Origin of the sequence: Marivita sp. (assembly GCF_020055675.1) — a bacterium.
Classification (GTDB): domain Bacteria; phylum Pseudomonadota; class Alphaproteobacteria; order Rhodobacterales; family Rhodobacteraceae; genus Marivita.
This window is the reverse complement of the sequence record NZ_JAIPUS010000004.1, coordinates 157,689-175,246: the sequence shown is the minus strand read 5'-3', so window position 1 is coordinate 175,246 and position 17,558 is coordinate 157,689. Positions and strand designations below refer to the sequence as shown.

Below are 17,558 nucleotides of genomic sequence, written 5' to 3'. Positions count from 1 at the left end.
CGCGCGACGGAGCTGACACAGGATGTCTGCGGCGCCACACCGGAGCACGTGCGCGCGATCAAGGGGCTGATCGCGCAAACCCTGCCCTAGCGGGCGGACCCCAATCACCTTGACCTGCCAACAGAGCTTCTTAGGTTGGCCGCATCGCAGCACAAGAGGAACACTCATGGCCCAGCACCTGCATATCGTTTTCGGTGGCGAACTCGTCAAACCGTCGGAAAACGTATTCAAGGACCCCGAGAACGTGCATGTCGTCGGGATCTTCCAGGATCGCAAATCGGCCTATGACGCATGGAAAACCGAGGCCCAGCGCACGGTGGACAATGCACATATGCGCTATTTCGTCGGCGATTTACAGCAATTGATGGAGTCCAGTACGTCCGACCCGGACCCGCAGGACTGACCCATTGGCGCGAAGGCCCATCAGCCTGGCGGCCTACCTGGCGTTTGCCCGCGGCCAGGATCGGCTGACCGCGAAGTCAGTGCAGAGGACGGCACGTGCCGACGGCCCGGTCCTGTGGCTGCACTGCGACACGCGCGACCGCTTGGAAACGCTTCTGACGCTGATCCAGCGCCTGCGCCATCAGCGCGATGATTTCTCTTTGCTGCTGACCTGCGATTCTTCGCCGACATCCCCATCCGAGGCGACAGGCGAACAGATCAGCAGTTTGCCGTCGGAGACGCTCAGTGATATCGGCCGGTTTCTGGATCATTGGCAGCCGGACATTCTGGTCTGGGCCGGGAACGAATTGCGCCCTGCCCTGATAAACGAGGCCTCCCAATCCGGTACGCACCTCTTGCTGGTCGATGCGGCGGATGCACCGTGGCGGCAACCCTCTTCGCGCTTCATGCCGGATGCAACCAGCGGCGCGCTGCGCTTGTTTCACACCATTTTCGCGCAAGACAGGCAGGCCGCCCAGAGCCTGCGCCGCCTTGGCGTGCCCGGCAACCGGATCGACGTGACGTCCCCGCTGGAGCCCGAGGTTTTTCCGCTGACCTGCCACGACGGCCTGCACGAGGAATTGACCGCCGCGCTGGCCGGGCGACCTGTCTGGCTGGCGGTCAGGGTCGAACCGGGCGAAACCGATACCGTTCTGCGCGCGCATCGCCGGGCGTCGCGCCTGGCGCACCGGCTCTTGCTGGTGATCGTGCCCGCGACCTCGTCAAACGAAGAGGCCATCGCCGAACACTGCCAAGAGGTCGGCCTGCGCCTTGCACGCTGGGAAAACGGCGAGATGCCGGACGAGAACACGCAGGTTCTTCTGGCGGGAGACGATCGTGAATTGGGCCTGTGGTACCGGCTTGCGCCACTGTGTTTCCTTGGTGGATCGCTGACAGCCAAAATTGGTGGCCAGGCTCCGATGATGGCGGCCGCCCTGGGATCGGCAATCCTCTATGGTCCGAATGTGGGGCGACACCTTGATGCCTATTCCCGACTGGTGGCGGCGGGGGCGGCACGGATCGTCAAGGACGTGGATTCGTTGAGCGCCGCGGTCACGCATCTGATTGCGCCAGACCAGGCCGCGGCAATGGCGCATGCCGGCTGGACCGTCGTCTCGGCTGGTGCGGAAACGGCCGATCTGATGCTGACACAGATCAACGAATGGCTGGACGCGATGGAGGCCGAGTTGTGAGACTACCGTCTTTCTGGTTCCTGCCCCCCGAAACGCCCGGCTGGCGCGCGCGGCTCCTGACACCGCTGGGGGCGGTATACGCGGCGCTAACGGCACGACGGCTGCGCAAGGGCGCACCTGCGCGCGTCGGGATACCGGTGATCTGCGTCGGCAATGTCAACGCGGGTGGCACAGGCAAGACACCGACCGTGATCGCGCTCATGCAGATGGTTGGCGCGCTGGGCAAGACCGCGCATGTCGTCTCGCGCGGCTATGGCGGCGCGCACGCGGGTCCGGTACAGGTCGATCCCCGCAGCCACGGCGCAGACGAGGTCGGGGATGAGCCCCTGCTTCTGTCGGCCTTCGGTCCGGTCTGGGTGGCCAAGGATCGCGCGGCCGGGGCAAGGGCCGCGGCGCAGGCCGGGGCTGATGTAATCCTGCTGGATGATGGGCTGCAAAATCCGGGTCTTGCCAAGGATCTGACCCTGATCGTGGTCGATGCGGCACATGGCTTCGGGAACGGGCGATGTCTTCCAGCCGGGCCACTACGCGAGCCGGTGGCCGCCGCGATGGCGCGGGCGGATATTGTTCTGTCCATCGGGTCGCAAGCGGCACAAACGCGGTTCGAGCGCCTTTGGGGCACGCAGGTTTCGCTGCCACATGTCACCGGCCACCTGGCACCCTTGCAGACTGGCATGGATTGGGATGGTCTGCGCTGCCTTGCTTTCGCCGGGATCGGCCATCCCGAGAAATTTTTCCTGACCCTGCAAGAAATGGGGGCTCAGGTGGTCGAGACACGCGCCCTTGACGATCATCAAAAGCTGACAACAGCTCTGCTGGCGCGGCTGGAGAAAGACGCGGCTGCGGCGAACTCGCAGCTTGTCACCACCGAAAAGGACGCGGTGCGCCTGCCGCAAAGCTATCGCACGAAGGTCCTGACACTCCCCGTGCGCCTGAGCCTGTCCGACGATGCCATCTTGAGAGACCGTCTGGCCCGGCTCTTTGACTGACGGGGCTATTCGGCGGCCAGAGGCGTGTCATCCGCTTGTCCCGTTGCCGCGATCTCGGCGACGACGCTGCGCAGCAATTTACGGAAATTGTGGAAGTTGGCGTTCGGGCGCACCGCGCGCTCGTCCATGTAGAGGGATCTGTCGATCTCGATCTGGACAGCGTGGTGCTGCCTGGACGGGCGGCCATAGGCTTGCGTGATATAGGCTCCGGCAAAGGGCGCGTTGCGCGCGACCAGCAACCCAGCATCCGCAAAGGCAGCCTCGATCCGGTCCACCACCGTCTGGCTGGCCGACGCGCCGAACCGGTCACCCAGCACGATTTGCGGGCGGCGGGCCATGGATTTGGTCATCCCGTCCAGCGCCTCGCGCGGCATCGAATGACAATCGATCAAAATCGCCTCGCCAAAGCGCGCATGTGCCTGCCCCATCAACATGCGCAACTTCTCATGATAGGGGTGCCAGTATTGCGCGATCCGCAGCTCCGCCTCGGCCAGCGGCAGTTTACCGCGATAGATCGGGCGGCCATTCGCCACGACGCGCGGGACCACACCCAGGCCTGACGCGATGCGGGGGTTGTGGGTCTGGCGGCACACGCCTTCGATCAACGCCGGATCCAGTTCTTCGACCGAGCGGTTGAGGTCAATATAGGCCCGCGGCGCACCAGCCTTGATGAACGGGGCGCCAAATTGCGGCGCACAGTCGAAGAGGCGATCGACAAAGGCGTCCTCTGACGATCGGATCGTCACCTCGTCCAATGTCGTGTAGCGCAGGAATTGCCAGCTATAGTCCCGCCCGGAATGCGGCGAAGCAAACACCACACGCGACGTGTGGGCTTCTGGCTCGTCAAGGTGATACGCGACTTTTGGCATGTGCTCTCCCGGATGCCTCAACATAGACCGATTTTTTCTATGACCAAAAGCCCTTGATCCCGGTTCCGACTCCTTTTATAGACCGCTCCACCGGCGCGGCTTGACGCGCCCCTTTTATTTGGGGCGCCCGAATCGCAAAGGGTCAAAGGGCGATTAGCTCAGTGGTAGAGCACTTCGTTGACATCGAAGGGGTCACTAGTTCGAACCTAGTATCGCCCACCATTGAATTCGCCGTCTCGGTCCTTGGGCCGGGGCATCCGCAACCACTAAGGCGCTCGCGCGCCGCGATAAGAGGAGAGACCGATGAAGGTCAAGAACTCGCTTCGTTCGCTGAAGAACCGCCATCGCGACTGCCGCGTTGTGCGCCGTAAGGGCCGCGTTTACGTCATAAACAAGACGCAGCGCCGGTTCAAAGCCCGCCAGGGCTAAGCGGACCTGCAGATTGCACGAGAAAGCCACCCTTCGGGGTGGCTTTTTTCGTTTTCCCCCAAAGCGCGATGCAGGATTGAAACCGAGTAAAGGCCCTGGTCTGATCAGGACGCCACGCCCTGGAACATGATCGGGGAACCATGCGGATCAATATGTTGCGCGCTCATTTGGCCGAGCTTGGTTTTGTCGCAGCACGGGGCCGGACACTCTCGATCGTCGTTTCCATCGGAAATGGCGCAGCTTTCCGCGATGGTCGACAACGCGCGGCGATGACTTCCCGGCTGCCGGAATGGCGGCCAGTTGAACGCCAGACATTTTAAAAACCCAAAAATACCCAAGTGCGATCAACTTGCGGTCGCAATTTCCAGTTAGCCACAGCCTCGCAAGGTTTGTCCCGTGAGGCTTCGGCGTGGACCGGGCGGAACACTGCCGAGGCGTGTAATGTATTGAATAGGGTGTGTGTGTGTTGGCGACCGACATTTTGATTTCAAACAGAGCCGACATTCGCACGCGCACCGTTTCGGTCCGCTCACCGCTTCATGGCGCCCTTTGCCTCTATTCGCCTGAAGGCTTTTGCCATCGATCCCTGCCTCATCAGCCGAACCGCACGCTGAAAATCACCGAGTATCCTGACCATGCCCACGACGTTTGATCTCTTCTCCCTCGGCGTTGCCCCTGAAATCGACACGGTCGAGGGCAATATAATCTCGGAAAACCACCAGGCGCTGGAAGGATTGGTTTTTGGCGGCTCGAGCACGCCACTGGCCAGTGACCTGCGCACTTTGTCGCCGGATGCGACAAGTTTGTACACCGGCGGGTCCAGTGCGATCTCCTACGACTCGGACAATAGTGCGGCCAACGAACAATTCGTCATCGACGGTGTTACGCTGACGCATGACGCGACGATGATCTACACCGGATCGCAAATCACCTACACCGACGGCACGACAGCCTTTGTCGATGCCATCGTGATGCAGGACACCGACGGCAATCTGTACCTGCTGCCGCCGTCCAGCGGCCCCAACGCGTATTCGGACGTGCTGGAAGCAAAGCCCATCGAATCGCTGACTTTGGGCACGGCCAACCCAGCCAATGGCGACACCGTATACAACATGACTGCCGACCGCTATGATCTGGACGTTCTGGATTATGTTGTCGAGGGCACGGCAGGCGATGATCTGATCGACGTAAACTACACGGGCGATCCCGATGGCGACCGGATCGACAACAATGACAACCTCGCTGGCAATAATGATGATTCCATCGAGGCGGGCGACGGCGCCGATACGATCGTCGGCGGGCCTGGTGCTGACACAATCAACGGCCGTGCCGGCCTTGATATCGTGGATTACGCCGACTCGGACGCGGGCGTGGATATCAATCTGGATACCGGCAGCTTTTCGGGGGGCGACGCGACCGGCGACACCGGCACGGGGATTGACGGGATCATCGGCACTGCCTTTGACGACACCCTGACGGGGTTTGACGGCGAGTTGCTGACTGGCGGTCCTAACGACTTCACCAATATCCTCGACGGTGGCGCGGGCAATGATCTTATTGACGGCATGGCGGGAGACGACAGCCTTTACGGCGGCGTAGGCGACGACACGATTTTCGGCGGCGACGGGGCCGATTATGTCGAAGGCGACGTCATGTCGTCCGTGTTCAATCCGGCGGCCCACCCCAGCGCGACCAGTCTCACGGCCTCCAGTTTCACCGTTGTGAACGACAGCGACAGCACGGTTCAGCTTTTCTGGATCGACGAAAGCGGGACACCCGCCAGCTATGGCAGCATTCCCCCTGGCGGGACGCTGACGCAGTCCACCTTCGTCGGGCATACATGGTATGTCGCGGATGCCAACACCGGCACGCCGCTGCAATACCTGGGCGCGCCTGCCGATGGCAGCACCGTCACCTACACCCAGGGCAATGACAGCATCGATGGCGGCGATGGCGATGACACAATCCTTGCAGGCGGGGGCGACGACACGGTCGACGGTGGCACCGGAAATGACAGCATAGACGGCGGCGCGGGTAACGATCTGATCGACGGGGGCGCGGGCAGCGATAGCCTCCTCGGCGGGGCCGGGGACGACACGATACTGAGCAGCGGCAACAACGACAGTATTTCCGGCGGCGACGGCGCGGATGTGATCCGGATCACCCCGTTCGAGCTTGGCGGCATCAACAATCTCTCCGTCGACGGCGGATCGGGCGGGGTCGATGCCGACACGCTGGATATAACGGCGCTCATTTCGGACGGCTGGGTCATCAGCAGCATGACCCAGAACCCCGAGACGGCGGGCAGTCCCGGTTTTAGCGGACAGATATCGCTGTCGCGCGGGGCTGAATCCGCCACGATCAACTACGTCGATATCGAGGAGCTGATCCTCGAGCCCAAGAATTATATCGTGGAAGGCACGGCCGGAGACGACCTGATCGACGCAAGCTATACCGGCGATCCCGAGGGCGACATGGTCGACGCGGGCGACGCGGTGGATGGCTCGGAGGACGATGTCATCGACGCGGGCGCTGGCAATGACACCGTTCTTGCCGGATTGGGAGACGATCTTGTCTATGGCTGGACCGGCGCCGACAGCCTGTCGGGCGGCGATGGCAACGACACGATCTTCGGCCAGGACGGCAATGACACCATCTTTGGAGGTGCGGGCAACGATTCGCTTGACGGTGACGACGGGCTGGCCGGGGCCGACTCGGTCTCGGGGGAGGCCGGCAATGACACGATCATCGGTGACGGAGGCAACGATACCCTGCTGGGTGGTGCCGATGACGACCTGATCTTTGCCGGGGCTGACGATGACAGCGTCGAGGGCGGCACCGGCGATGACCAGCTTTACGGTGAGGCCGGCAACGACTATCTCGACGGCGGCGCAGGCGATGACACGATCTTCGGCGGCGACGGCAATGACACCATCATCGGCTTCGAAGGCAATGACAGCGTCGACGGCGGGGATGGGGATGATTTCATCAACACCCGCACCTCTCCCGGAACCGGCCTGCCCGATGAAGGCTACAGCACCCCCGGCGACGCGCTTTATTATCCGTCGGATCCCGATGCCTTCAACGACCGCGACACCGTGCATGGCGGCGCCGGCAACGACACGATCCTGACCGGGGATGACAACGACATCATCTTCGGTGGCGATGGCAATGACAGCGTTGATGCAGGCTTCGACGACGATTCCGTGTCGGGTGGCGCGGGCATGGACTCGCTGGAAGGCAACGAGGGCAACGACACCATCGACGGTGGCGCGGATGATGACATCATCTATGGCGACGTGGCCCCGACGAACCCGGACTACCCGTTCTTTGCTCCCTACGATCTGCCCAATGACGGCACCGACCTTGCGCCCAACAACAATGCCGACAGCCTGACCGGTGGCGACGGCAATGACACGATCTACGGCCAGGACGACAACGACACGCTCGAAGGCGGTCTGGGCAACGACTACCTCGATGGGGGCACCGACGACGACTATCTTGATGGTGCCGAGGGCGCGGACACGCTGATCGGCGGGGCGGGCAACGACACGCTGCTGGGGGGCGCTGATAGCTCTGCCGACAGTCTTGATGGCGGCACCGGCAATGACGAACTGAGCGGCGGTGATGGCAACGACACCCTGCTGGGCGGGGACGGCAACGATACGCTCTTTGGAGGCGGCGACAACGACCTGCTCGATGGCGGGACCGGCGACGACACTCTGGACGGCTGGACGGGCAACGACACGATCACCGGCGGGCTGGGTGACGATTCGATCACCGGCGGCGATGGCGACGACACGTTTGTCTATGCGCCCGGAGATGGCACCGACACGATCAGCGATTTCAACTTCGGCAATACCGGCACGCTGAATGACGGCGATATCACCAACAACGACCGGATCGACCTGTCGTCCTTCTACGATAATATCTGGGAACTGACCGCCGACTTCAACGACGATGGTATCCTGAACCAGTCGAACGATGGCGTCGGCACTGTCGATTATTCCGACAACACGAGCTTTGACGGCGATGGTCTGGTCTTTACCGGGGCGACCGGCGACACCTCCTCGTTCACCGTGGAAAACACCGGCGTGGTCTGTTTCACGACCGGAACCCGCATCCTGACCGAACACGGCGACCGCCCCGTCGAGAGCCTGCGGCCCGGAGACCGGATTGTGACCCGCGACAACGGCGTTCAGACCCTGCGCTGGGTCGGGCAGTGCCATGTCGGCCGCGCGGAACTTGCTGCGCGAGAAAAGCTGCGGCCAATCCTGCTGTCGCCTGACCTGACCGGCGGCGACGCGCCCTTGATCGTGTCACCGCAGCACGGTGTGCTGCTTGATCTCGACGGCGAGGAAAGGCTGGTTCGGGCGACCCATCTTGCACGGCTGAAAGGGGGTGCTGCGCGCGTGATGCAGGGGCTCCGCGCCGTCACATACGTGCATATCCTGTTCGACGATCACCAGATCGTCTTTTCCAATGGTGCGCCCTCGGAAAGCTTTTTCCCCGGCCCCTTCGCCCTCGGCACGTTGGAGGCCAAGGTTCGCCAGGAGATCCTCTACCTCTTCCCGGAGCTGCGCGTCTCCCCTGCCGAGACAGCTTACGGGCTCCATGCTCGCAGCTATGCCCGCCCGCGCCACTTGCCGGTGCATTTGAACGGCCTCAAACCCCGCCCGCGAACGCGCTGCCGGCCTGCCCCGCCGCAAGACGCACATTACGCCGTTTGCGAATGACCTTGTGAAACATACGCGCCAGTGTCCAATGCAGTTACCTGCATTGGTGAAGCAGCTTCCTTCATCGGGGCCGGTTGTCGCAAAGTTGGGCTTGTTCGTATTCGGCGCAACTTCCAGCGGCACTGGCTGTACAGGATACAAATCATTGGCATGGGCCAACGGATCAAGATCGCCAGCGATCAATGCGCCGCACTTGCCCCATTGTCTCGTGCCGGGGGAACCGACGCGATAGGCGTGATGATCGCCAATGCGGTCAAACCCCAACCTCGTTGCACATGAGGGCGTTCCAGCCCTAGTCTGTCACCGGCAAGGCAGATCTTCGAATGTGGTCTGGCAAAACAATTGCGCCATCACAGGCGGACAGGCACGAGGCAAATCGCATGGCGCATCTCGACAGGTTACGGGCGCAGAAACACCTTCAGGCTGCGGATCTGGATGCATTGATCCTTTTGTCGCCCGAAGGTTTCGCACATGCGACCGGCGCGGCGCCGGGTGTCGCCACGATGTGGCGGCGCGAGGGGGCGGTTGCGGTGCTCATCCCCGCCGATCCGGGCGAACCCGAGACAGCCGTCGTGAGCGATCTGTTCGCGCCAATGTTTCACCGTGACAGTCACATCGAGGACGTGCGGCAAAGCCCGATCTGGGTCGAGGCGATGACCCTGCCAGCCCCAGTCCCGGATGCCGCCGCGGCGCCGCAATTTGCACCGATCTGGGGCGCGGCAAACCGACCGGCGGGCAACCTGCGTCCCGAAACCTTTGACGCGGCGGTGTGCTACCGCCACCTGCGCGATGCCTTGCGCGAAAAAGGCTTGAACGCAGCGCGTGTCGGTGTGGAGTTGAGCGCGGTTTCGGCACGGGGCTATCAGGCCCTTGTGGATGCGCTGGCACCCGCCCAAGTGGTCGACGCCACCGCGATGGTGCAAAACCTTCGCGCCGTGAAATCCCCGGCAGAGATCGCCCTCTTGCGACAGGCCGTTGCGGTGGCAGAACACGGGATTGCAGCGGTTCGGCAGGCCGTGGCGCCCGGTGTCGCGCGCAGCGATCTCAGGGCGGTCTGGTCCGAAACTGTTGCCAACGCAGGCGTCGGCCAGCCGATGACAGGCGCATGGGACTATATCTCTGTCGGGAGCGACCCCTGGGGAGGAGAGGCTATCGCCACGCCCGGTGACCTGATCAAGGTCGATGTCGGCTGTCTGATGGACGGCTACACTTCCGACAGCGGGCGTACCTTCGTTCTCGGAGGCCCAAGCCGTTTGCAGGCTGACATCCATGCCGCCTTGATGGCCGGGTTCGACGCCGGCTTGTCGGTTCTGCATCCCGGTGTCGCCTTGTCCGAAGTGCACGCGGCCACCCAATCCGCGATCCGCGCGCAGGGGCTGACCGGCTATTGCCGCGGGCATTTCGGCCATGGGCTGGGCACCGGGCCCGGAACCGAGGAATGGCCGTTCATCTCCGCGCAGGCCGAAACCCCGGCAGAGGTGGGCATGGTGCTGGCCTTCGAATGTCCGATCTACGTCAATGGCGTGGGTGGCATGATCATCGAGGACCAGGTCGAGATCACCGAAAGCGGCCCCGTGTCGATGAACGCCTTGCCCCGCGACCTGGTGTCTTGCTGAGACAACGGTAAAAGGCCTGGGGTCATCGGGGGGTGGATTGTCCCGCCGCGTGGCTGTCCAGATCCGGCAGGCGGTCTTCCAGCATCGTTTCCATCGAGAAATACCCGGTGATGGTCTCCAACTCGGTGCCTGTGGTCAACCTGCGATAGACCGAGTCATAGCCTGCCATGCCGCGTGTCACGATCTTGAGCATGTAGTCCCAGTCGCCTCCGATCCGGTGCATCTCGACAACCTCGGGAATTCGGGCAACGTGGTTTTTGAAGGAGTCGGCCCAGTCAAGGGAATGGTGTCTTGTGCGCACCATCGCGAACACGGTCAGATCAAGCCCGAGACCGGCAAGGTCGATGCGCGGCCTGCTTCCCTGTAGAATACCGCTGGACTCAAGGCGCTTCAATCGCCGCCAGAGCGCGTTTTGCGACAAGCCGATCTTTTCGGCCAACGCGCGCTGGGACATCGACGCATCCTGATGCAGGGTCATCAGCAGTTTCTGGTCCAGTCGGTCAATCTTCATCCAGACCTCTTTTTGTCAGGCAAGCCTCAAGCTGCGGGTCCCGGACACAGCGCCATGATGGCTCGGATTTACCGCCACAACTCGGATCATTACAGCGATTTATTTTCAATTTCGCGATCATATGATCGCTTATTTTCCTTTGTATCGCAAAGTTCAATGAAGTTTTTGCAGGCTTTTCGGAGTATTCTTGGCAAACGCTCTGTCCACCTGCTCAGAAGGAAATCGCCATGGTGACCCATTTGCCTCCCCTTGCCCGTTTCGAAGACGGACTTCGCGGTGTCGCCGATCCGCATGCGGCGCTTGCTGCGGGGGTTATCGGCGCCTGTCATCGCATCGATACGCCAGACGGGCCAAGACAGCTGGTCTATGCCGATTATGTCGCCTCAGGACGTGCCTTGGCGCAGGTCGAGGATTTCCTGCGTGACGAGGTCCTGCCCTTCTACGCCAATACGCATACCGACTCCTCGCTCTGCGGGGCCTATTCCACGGCGCTACGCGAAGCCGCACGGGACAGGATTGCCCGCCATTGCGACGCATCCGGACCCGAGCATTCGGTGATTTTCACAGGCAGCGGGGCAACCGCCGGTCTGAATCAGCTGGTCCACCTTCTGGACCTGCCCGGCGCAATTGCGCAGGGTGAGCGCGTGACCGTATTGACGGGCCCTTACGAACATCATTCCAACCTGCTGCCCTGGCGCGAAAGCGGCGCAAAGGTTGACGCGATTGACGAAGCTGAACAGGGGGGTCCGGACCTTGATATGCTGGAAACGGCGCTCCGGCTGGCCTCCGCAGAAGGGCGCGTGATCGTTGCCATGAGTGCAGCGGCAAACGTGACCGGCATCTGTGCCGATGTGGCTGCGATCACGACCTTGGTCAAACGGTTCGGAGCGACAATGGTCTGGGACTTCGCGGCAGGCGCGCCCTATCTGCCGATGACCATGACACCCGCTGACGGGGCCGGAATCGATGCCATCGTGTTTTCGCCCCACAAGTTCATCGGCGGGCCGGGCGCCAGCGGGGTCATGGTCATCCGGCGCGACGCCGTCCGGACCGCGCGCCCGCATCGCACGGGCGGGGGAACGGTCGCCTTCGTGAATGACACGCATCACGATTACCTGTCTGATCTCGAAGCCCGAGAGGAAGGTGGCACGCCGAATATCATCGGCGACATCCGCGCGGCCTTGGCCTTGATCGTCAAGGAGGTGATCGGGCAGCGCTTCATCACGGAACGCAACCGCGATCTGACAGCGCGTGCCTTCGCGGCCTGGGGCGAGGCCCCGCCGATCGGACTTCTTGCCCAAGAGCATCGCGACCGGTTGCCGATATTTTCCTTTTCGCCACATGTAGGCTCCGGGGTAGACGCCGCCGAATTCACGGCGGCGCTGTCACGGCTATACGGTATCCAGGCCCGTGGCGGCTGTGCATGCGCGGGGCCCTATGCGCATCGTCTGCTTAAGATTGACTCGCAGCGCTCGGCGCATCTGCGCGACCGCATCCTTGCCGGGCAAGTCGCGGAAAAACCGGGCTTCGTAAGGCTGAATTTCAGCGTGCTGATGTCGGAGGAAACCGTCGACTATATCCTAGACTCCGTGCTGGCTCTGTCGCAAAACTGGCGCTTGGAGGCTGCCTGAAACAACCGTCGCGCCCTTGCTCTTGTAAGGTTTCGATGCTGTATCGCGTGAAACAAGTGTAAATCAGAAAATGACCCCCTCAACAGGAGTAAACGACATGCCGAAAATGACCCGTCCCATCGTGCTGGGTGCCGCGCTGTGCGGCCTTCTTGCCACCACCGCCAGTGCTGAAGAGTGGCGCCTGAACAACTTCCTGCCCGAAACACGGCCGGAATCTGCGCAGCTTGAAGAATTCGTCGAAGACGTGAACACGGCGCTGGCCGATGAGGATTTCTCCCTGACGCTTTACAGCGGCGGGTCGCTTGGCCTGAAGAACACTGACCTGTTGCGCGTGCTGCCTTCGGGCGCCGTCGAGATGAGCTTGATGTGGGCGAATTATCTTGGCCGCGATGCGCCGGCGCTTGGGTCGGTCTTCGTGCAAGGCGCCATCAGCACGGTTGACGAATTGAAAGCCGTGTTGCCGGTCGCCCGGGACATCTATGCCGAGGAATACGCCGACTGGGGTGTCTCCACGGTTGGCTATGTCGCCATTCCGACGCTGTCGGTCTCGGTGTTCTGCCGTGACGAACCGGTTAACACTCTGGAAGACCTCAAGGACGTCAAACTCCGCGTCTGGGCGCGCGAGCAGGTCGAGACATTCACCCGGCTGGGCGTGTCGGCACAGATCATCCCGCAAGAGGAAACCTATGTCGCACTGCGGACCGGGGTTGTGGATTGCGCATTGTACCCGGCGCTGTATGCCAGCACGATCTCGCTCCAGGAGGTGACGAATTATGCGTCTTTCCTCTATCCCATGGCCTCTGCTCCCTACACGATCGGCGTGGAAACGGGGCGTTGGGACGCGACCGATCCTGAAATCAAGTCGGCCATCACCGATGCCGCCGATGCTCTTTGGGAGCGCACCAACCAGTACGATCAGGACTTCGAGCGCGAACTTGCTGCCCGCGAAGCGCTTGGCATCACATGGGGAGAAGACTTTCCCGAATCCGACCGCGCGGAATTCCTGACAGCCGTGGCCGAAACCTGGCAGATGCTGGCCGAAGAAGCCGGCGGCAACGCACTGGAGTATCGTCAGCGTGTGCTCACCGCCCTGGGCCGCTGATCGCGGAATGCAGGCGTTTCAAGGCATCCTTGCGCGGGGGCTGACTCATCTGGCCCTCGCGATGGCCATTGCCGCGGCGCTGTGCATGGTTGGCATCGTCGGGATCATCACATTGGGTGTGGTGATGCGCCGTGTCCTCGGTGCGCCGCTTCCATTCACGGAGGATGTGACCGGGCTGATGCTGACCGCGGTGCTGTTTCTCAGTCTGCCCCTGGTGACCTTGCGGTCCCGGCATGTCCGGGTGTCGATCGTGGCAAACGCGGTGCCGCCAAGGTTCGGCCTTGCGGTCAATGGTGCCGCCATGCTGGTCGGCGTGGTGTTCTTTGGCTGGATTTTCATCGAAGCCCTGCCCTGGCTGGAATTTGCCTTCGCGCGCAATCTGAAATCCGAAACGGCCAGGTTGCTGCTGTACCCCTGGATGCTGATCCTGCCACTGTCTTTCGGTTTGACCTGGGTGATCTTCGCGGCCCGGCTGACCGGCCTTCTGCCGCCCGAAGATCATTCCGCGCCCGCTTCACACGAGGAACCCTGATCGATGTTCTGGACGACCCTGATCGGGATCATGGTGGCCGCCGCCGCAACAGGCGTTGCACTTGGCGCGGCGTTGGGGCTGACCGGGCTGGTCCTTCTGCACGTCTATTCCAACGGGGCGACATCGCTTGCGGTTGATGCGATCTGGAACGTCTTCAATTCCTTCACGCTGAGTGCGGTGCCGCTTTTCATCCTGATGGGGGAAATCCTGCTGCGCAGCGGTGTCAGCGAACGGGCCTACTCGGCCTTTGCCCCGGTGTTCCGCAAGGTGCCAGGGGGACTTTTGCACACCAATATCGCGGTCTGTACCATGTTCGGCGCCGTCAGCGGGTCAAGCCTGTCAACAGCAGCCGCGGTCGGATCGGTCGCCTATCCAGAGATGACGCGCCGAGGTTATGACCGCGAGATGATCGTCGGCAGCCTGGCGGGCGGCGGCACATTGGGGCTTTTGATCCCGCCCAGCCTGTCTTTCCTGATCTTCGGCGCATTGACCGAGACGTCGATCGGCCGGTTGTTCCTTGCGGGGATCGGACCCGGATTGATGATTGCCACAATGTTCATGACCTATATCCTGATCAAGGTCCTGCGCCATCCACATCTTGCCCCGCGCGAACAGGCCAAGGCGTCTGTCGGCGCGATCCTTCTGGGCTTTGGGCAGGTCTGGCCATTGTTGCTGCTGATCCTCGCGGTGATCGGCAGCATCATCGGCGGCCTTGCAACTCCGACAGAGGCAGCCGGTCTTGGCGTGGTGCTGGCGGCGGGTATTTCCTTCGTTTGGGGTGATCTCACTGTGCGCAAGCTGGTGGAGGCGGTGTTTCACTCAACCCTGCTTTTCTCCGCCATCGGGTTCGTCGTGCTGGGCGCGACGATCCTTGCGCAATCGGTCAGCATCCTTGGCATTCCCCAACAGCTTCTGCGAACCTTTGCCGAAAGCGGTCTGGACCGGTATTCTATCCTGTTGCTCGTGGTGCTGGTCTATCTGGTGATGGGCTGTTTTTTCGACGGGCTGTCGCTGATGATCATGACATTGCCCGTCGTGTTTCCGCTGCTGACCGGGCTGGGGTTCGATCCGATCTGGGTTGGAGTGCTGATCACGATCGTCATTGAGATCGGCCAGGTCACACCACCTGTCGGGCTAAATCTCTCGGTCATCGCAAGCCTGTCGAAGAACCAAGTCAGCCTGGGGCGCGTCGCCAAGGCGACAGTACCCTATTGGGTCATCCATCTTTTGGCTGTCGTCATCTTGACGCTTTTTCCGGCAATCGCATTGTTCCTCCCGGACCTCATGTTCTAGCCTGTCGCGCTGCGGGCGTGGTAAAACGGCCGCGATCGCGCGCGCCTGCGTTCCGCAGGAGCCTGGAGGCTCAAACATCATCCCGACCTCGGGCGAATGGCGGTTTGCCATCTTGTTTTTTGTGACACGCAAAATTCATGCTCAACTGGTGGTCTCCCGCAAATCCGGGGCGATTCACAGCCGGGCTGTCTGATCGCTCACCAGACGCAGGCCCAGATGCGCCGGGGGCGTCCCGACGGCGCAGCCGCCGCGAGCCGGGTCCCGGATCAGGAAAGACATCGCAGCGACATGTTCGCCGCCGACGAAATAGGCGGGGCAGCGCGCCGGATCGACGCCCTGCGCGGCACCCGAATAGCAGTCCTGCGTCCATTCCCAAACGCTGCCGTCAAGGTCCGAGATGCCCGCCGGCGAGGTCGAAAAGCTGCCCTGCGGTTTCAGGGCACGCGGCGCAGCGGCCTCGGTCAGGTAGGTCGAGGCCCACTCAAGGGAAGAATCCGTAAAGATCGGCGAAGCGTCTTCGTGCAGCACCGGTCGTGCGATCTCGCGCCACTCGGCGGTCGTGGGCAGGCGCAAATTCATCCCGGTTTCGCCGTTGATCCAGTGCAGGTATTCCATCGCGTCGGCATGGCTGATCCCGGTCGCGGGTGTCACACGCGGATCCTGGTTCGACCGGGCGCGCAGGCGCAGAGCGCAGCCACCCCTGTCGTTGCAAAGGTTCCATTCGGCGATGGTGACTTCGTATTTCTGGACATGAAGCCGCGCACCGGTCGAAAGCGCAACAGGTTCGGCGGTCATGTCAGGCACAAAAGAGAGGTCGTGATCGGCGCTGCGCCAGTCCAGCGCGGCGCCGAGAAGGGCCGCCCCCACGGCGATCACAGCGACCGATATCAGGGCGAACCTGGGGGTGGGCCTTGCTTTCCGCGGGGCGGTCATGAGTCTGGTTCTTTCAGGTCAGGTGGTGAAGGGGCGCGGTGCGACGACCTGTTCCATCAGGTCGTTGTTCCAGTCGCCATCGACGACGAAGTGGGCCGTTCCGCCAAGCATCGCGCCGATGATCAGGTTGTGGTTCACATAGGCATAGACGCCTGGCTGCTCGAAGGTGTACATCGCCGCCGCCGCGCTGCCGCCGCGGACGAACCAGGTTTCCATCCCGGTCAACGGCGCGTCGGAGAAGGAGCTTTCCCATACATAGTCGCCATGTCCGCCGATCAGGTGCGGACGGCTGTCGACGTTGCACGAGTTATGCACCATCAGCACGGTTTCGCCGACCTTGGCACGCAATGCGTTTTCCCCGGTCAAGGCCCCCACGGCGCCGTTGAACACCTGGTGCGTCGGTACAAGCCCGCGCATGGCTTCCAGGCTGTCGGAATAATCGTCGCCTGCGGCCTCGTAGGTCCGGTATTCGCCGGTCTCGTCCATCGGCAGGTAGTAATCCTGCTCACCGATATAGGCGATGCTGTCGTAGCGCAGCGGGTTGCCTTGGGCATCCTTTAGCCCATCGCGCGGCAGCACCATGATGGCCCCGTTCATGCCATGCGTGACGTGGTAGGGGATCATGGCCCCACCAGGCGCGCAGTGGTAAGTGAAGCAACCGGGCTTGGTGGCCTTCCAGCGCAGGACAGCCTCTTCGCCGGGGTAGACGTGGGTCAGCGCGCCGCCGCCAAGAGCGCCGGTGGAGGCGTGGAAATCGATGTTGTGCTCCATCATGCTGTCATGCGGGTTGCGCAGGGTCAGTTCGACCATGTCGCCCTCGTGCACGATGATGAGCGGACCAGGGACCGAGCCGTTGTAGGTCAGCGCCCAGACTTCCGCACCGGTATCCTCGTCGACGACCATCAACCTCTCGGTGGTGTCCATCGTGATCTCGACGATCTTGGGTCCGCCGGTCGCGACCTGTTCATGCTTGGGGGCAAAGGGCGGGGCGACCAGCTCCTGCTTGACGCGGGTATAGCCCGACAGGTCGGCGGGTTTCGCGGTGCTGTCGGCAGGTTGCTCACCTGCGGCCTTGTAGAGCCGCGCAGAGGTCGCGTTGGCCCTGTCAAGCCGGGGCGCACGCTGGGCGGCCATGGCGCCAGCACCTGTCATGGCGGCGGCGCCGGCAAGTATCGAACCGCGCAAGACGTTGCGGCGGCTTGTCTTTGAAAGGCCTGGGTTGATGAACTTGGTCATGGGTCCCTCCATGGGGTTGAATATGGCGGCGGGCGCATCTGCCCACG

At 62.4% G+C, this 17,558-nt stretch carries 14 protein-coding genes and 1 tRNA gene; 11 read left to right on the top strand and 4 right to left on the bottom strand.

All coding sequences use genetic code 11. The annotated features are described in order from the left end of the window. Positions 1-166 precede the first annotated feature (166 nt). From LCF59_RS05115 to lpxK, 3 genes are read left to right on the top strand one after another with little or no spacing between them, the layout of a single operon-like run. Entirely contained in the window at positions 167-403 is a 237-nt protein-coding gene (locus LCF59_RS05115; RefSeq protein ID WP_292286254.1) for a DUF4170 domain-containing protein, read from the top strand. 4 nt (positions 404-407) lie between these two features. Beyond that, positions 408-1,634, top strand: a complete 1,227-nt coding sequence (locus LCF59_RS05110) for a glycosyltransferase N-terminal domain-containing protein (protein ID WP_292286252.1) — start codon at positions 408-410, stop codon at positions 1,632-1,634. Beyond that, the gene (lpxK, locus tag LCF59_RS05105) at positions 1,631-2,623 is read left to right on the top strand and encodes a tetraacyldisaccharide 4'-kinase (RefSeq protein WP_292286250.1); all 993 of its coding nucleotides are present in this window, start codon (positions 1,631-1,633) and stop codon (positions 2,621-2,623) included. Before LCF59_RS05110 ends, lpxK begins: the two co-directional genes overlap by 4 nt. Before the next feature lie 5 nt (positions 2,624-2,628). On the opposite strand, the gene LCF59_RS05100 is transcribed toward lpxK, so the two are convergent. Continuing rightward, positions 2,629-3,492: an N-formylglutamate amidohydrolase gene (locus LCF59_RS05100; protein WP_292286248.1), complete on the bottom strand. Its 864-nt coding sequence runs from the start codon at positions 3,490-3,492 to the stop codon at positions 2,629-2,631. 147 nt (positions 3,493-3,639) lie between these two features. Between LCF59_RS05100 and LCF59_RS05095 the strand changes: the two genes are divergently transcribed. From LCF59_RS05095 to LCF59_RS05080, 4 genes are all read left to right on the top strand, one after another. Beyond that, positions 3,640-3,714 (top strand) — tRNA-Val (locus LCF59_RS05095). A gap of 81 nt (positions 3,715-3,795) precedes the next feature. After that, complete coding sequence (ykgO, locus tag LCF59_RS05090; RefSeq protein ID WP_008562923.1) at positions 3,796-3,921, top strand: type B 50S ribosomal protein L36; 126 nt, start codon at positions 3,796-3,798, stop codon at positions 3,919-3,921. A 635-nt stretch (positions 3,922-4,556) separates the two neighbouring features. Beyond that, the gene (locus tag LCF59_RS05085) at positions 4,557-8,657 is read left to right on the top strand and encodes a Hint domain-containing protein (RefSeq protein ID WP_292286246.1); all 4,101 of its coding nucleotides are present in this window, start codon (positions 4,557-4,559) and stop codon (positions 8,655-8,657) included. 380 nt (positions 8,658-9,037) lie between these two features. Beyond that, positions 9,038-10,273: a Xaa-Pro peptidase family protein gene (locus LCF59_RS05080; RefSeq protein ID WP_292286244.1), complete on the top strand. Its 1,236-nt coding sequence runs from the start codon at positions 9,038-9,040 to the stop codon at positions 10,271-10,273. Positions 10,274-10,295: 22 nt separating this feature from the next. On the opposite strand, the gene LCF59_RS05075 is transcribed toward LCF59_RS05080, so the two are convergent. After that, positions 10,296-10,784, bottom strand: a complete 489-nt coding sequence (locus LCF59_RS05075; protein ID WP_292286242.1) for an Lrp/AsnC family transcriptional regulator — start codon at positions 10,782-10,784, stop codon at positions 10,296-10,298. Between the two features lie 227 nt (positions 10,785-11,011). On the opposite strand from LCF59_RS05075, the gene LCF59_RS05070 reads away from it, so the two are divergent. The 4 genes from LCF59_RS05070 (at position 11,012) to LCF59_RS05055 (ending at position 15,342) form a co-directional block, all read left to right on the top strand. Then, positions 11,012-12,415: an aminotransferase class V-fold PLP-dependent enzyme gene (locus LCF59_RS05070; protein WP_292286240.1), complete on the top strand. Its 1,404-nt coding sequence runs from the start codon at positions 11,012-11,014 to the stop codon at positions 12,413-12,415. 97 nt (positions 12,416-12,512) lie between these two features. Next, positions 12,513-13,517 (top strand): TRAP transporter substrate-binding protein DctP, encoded by a 1,005-nt coding sequence (gene dctP, locus LCF59_RS05065; RefSeq protein WP_292286238.1) that lies wholly within the window; start codon positions 12,513-12,515, stop codon positions 13,515-13,517. A 7-nt stretch (positions 13,518-13,524) separates the two neighbouring features. Next, positions 13,525-14,049, top strand: coding sequence for a TRAP transporter small permease (locus tag LCF59_RS05060; protein ID WP_292286236.1), 525 nt, complete (start codon positions 13,525-13,527; stop codon positions 14,047-14,049). 3 nt (positions 14,050-14,052) lie between these two features. Next, the gene (locus LCF59_RS05055; RefSeq protein WP_292286234.1) at positions 14,053-15,342 is read left to right on the top strand and encodes a TRAP transporter large permease; all 1,290 of its coding nucleotides are present in this window, start codon (positions 14,053-14,055) and stop codon (positions 15,340-15,342) included. Positions 15,343-15,516: 174 nt separating this feature from the next. Here the strand turns inward: LCF59_RS05055 and LCF59_RS05050 are convergent, their stop codons facing one another. Then, the gene (locus LCF59_RS05050) at positions 15,517-16,275 is read right to left on the bottom strand and encodes an SUMF1/EgtB/PvdO family nonheme iron enzyme (RefSeq protein ID WP_292286231.1); all 759 of its coding nucleotides are present in this window, start codon (positions 16,273-16,275) and stop codon (positions 15,517-15,519) included. 18 nt (positions 16,276-16,293) lie between these two features. After that, the gene (gene nirK / locus LCF59_RS05045; protein WP_292286229.1) at positions 16,294-17,511 is read right to left on the bottom strand and encodes a copper-containing nitrite reductase; all 1,218 of its coding nucleotides are present in this window, start codon (positions 17,509-17,511) and stop codon (positions 16,294-16,296) included. Between the last annotated feature and the right edge of the window lie 47 nt (positions 17,512-17,558).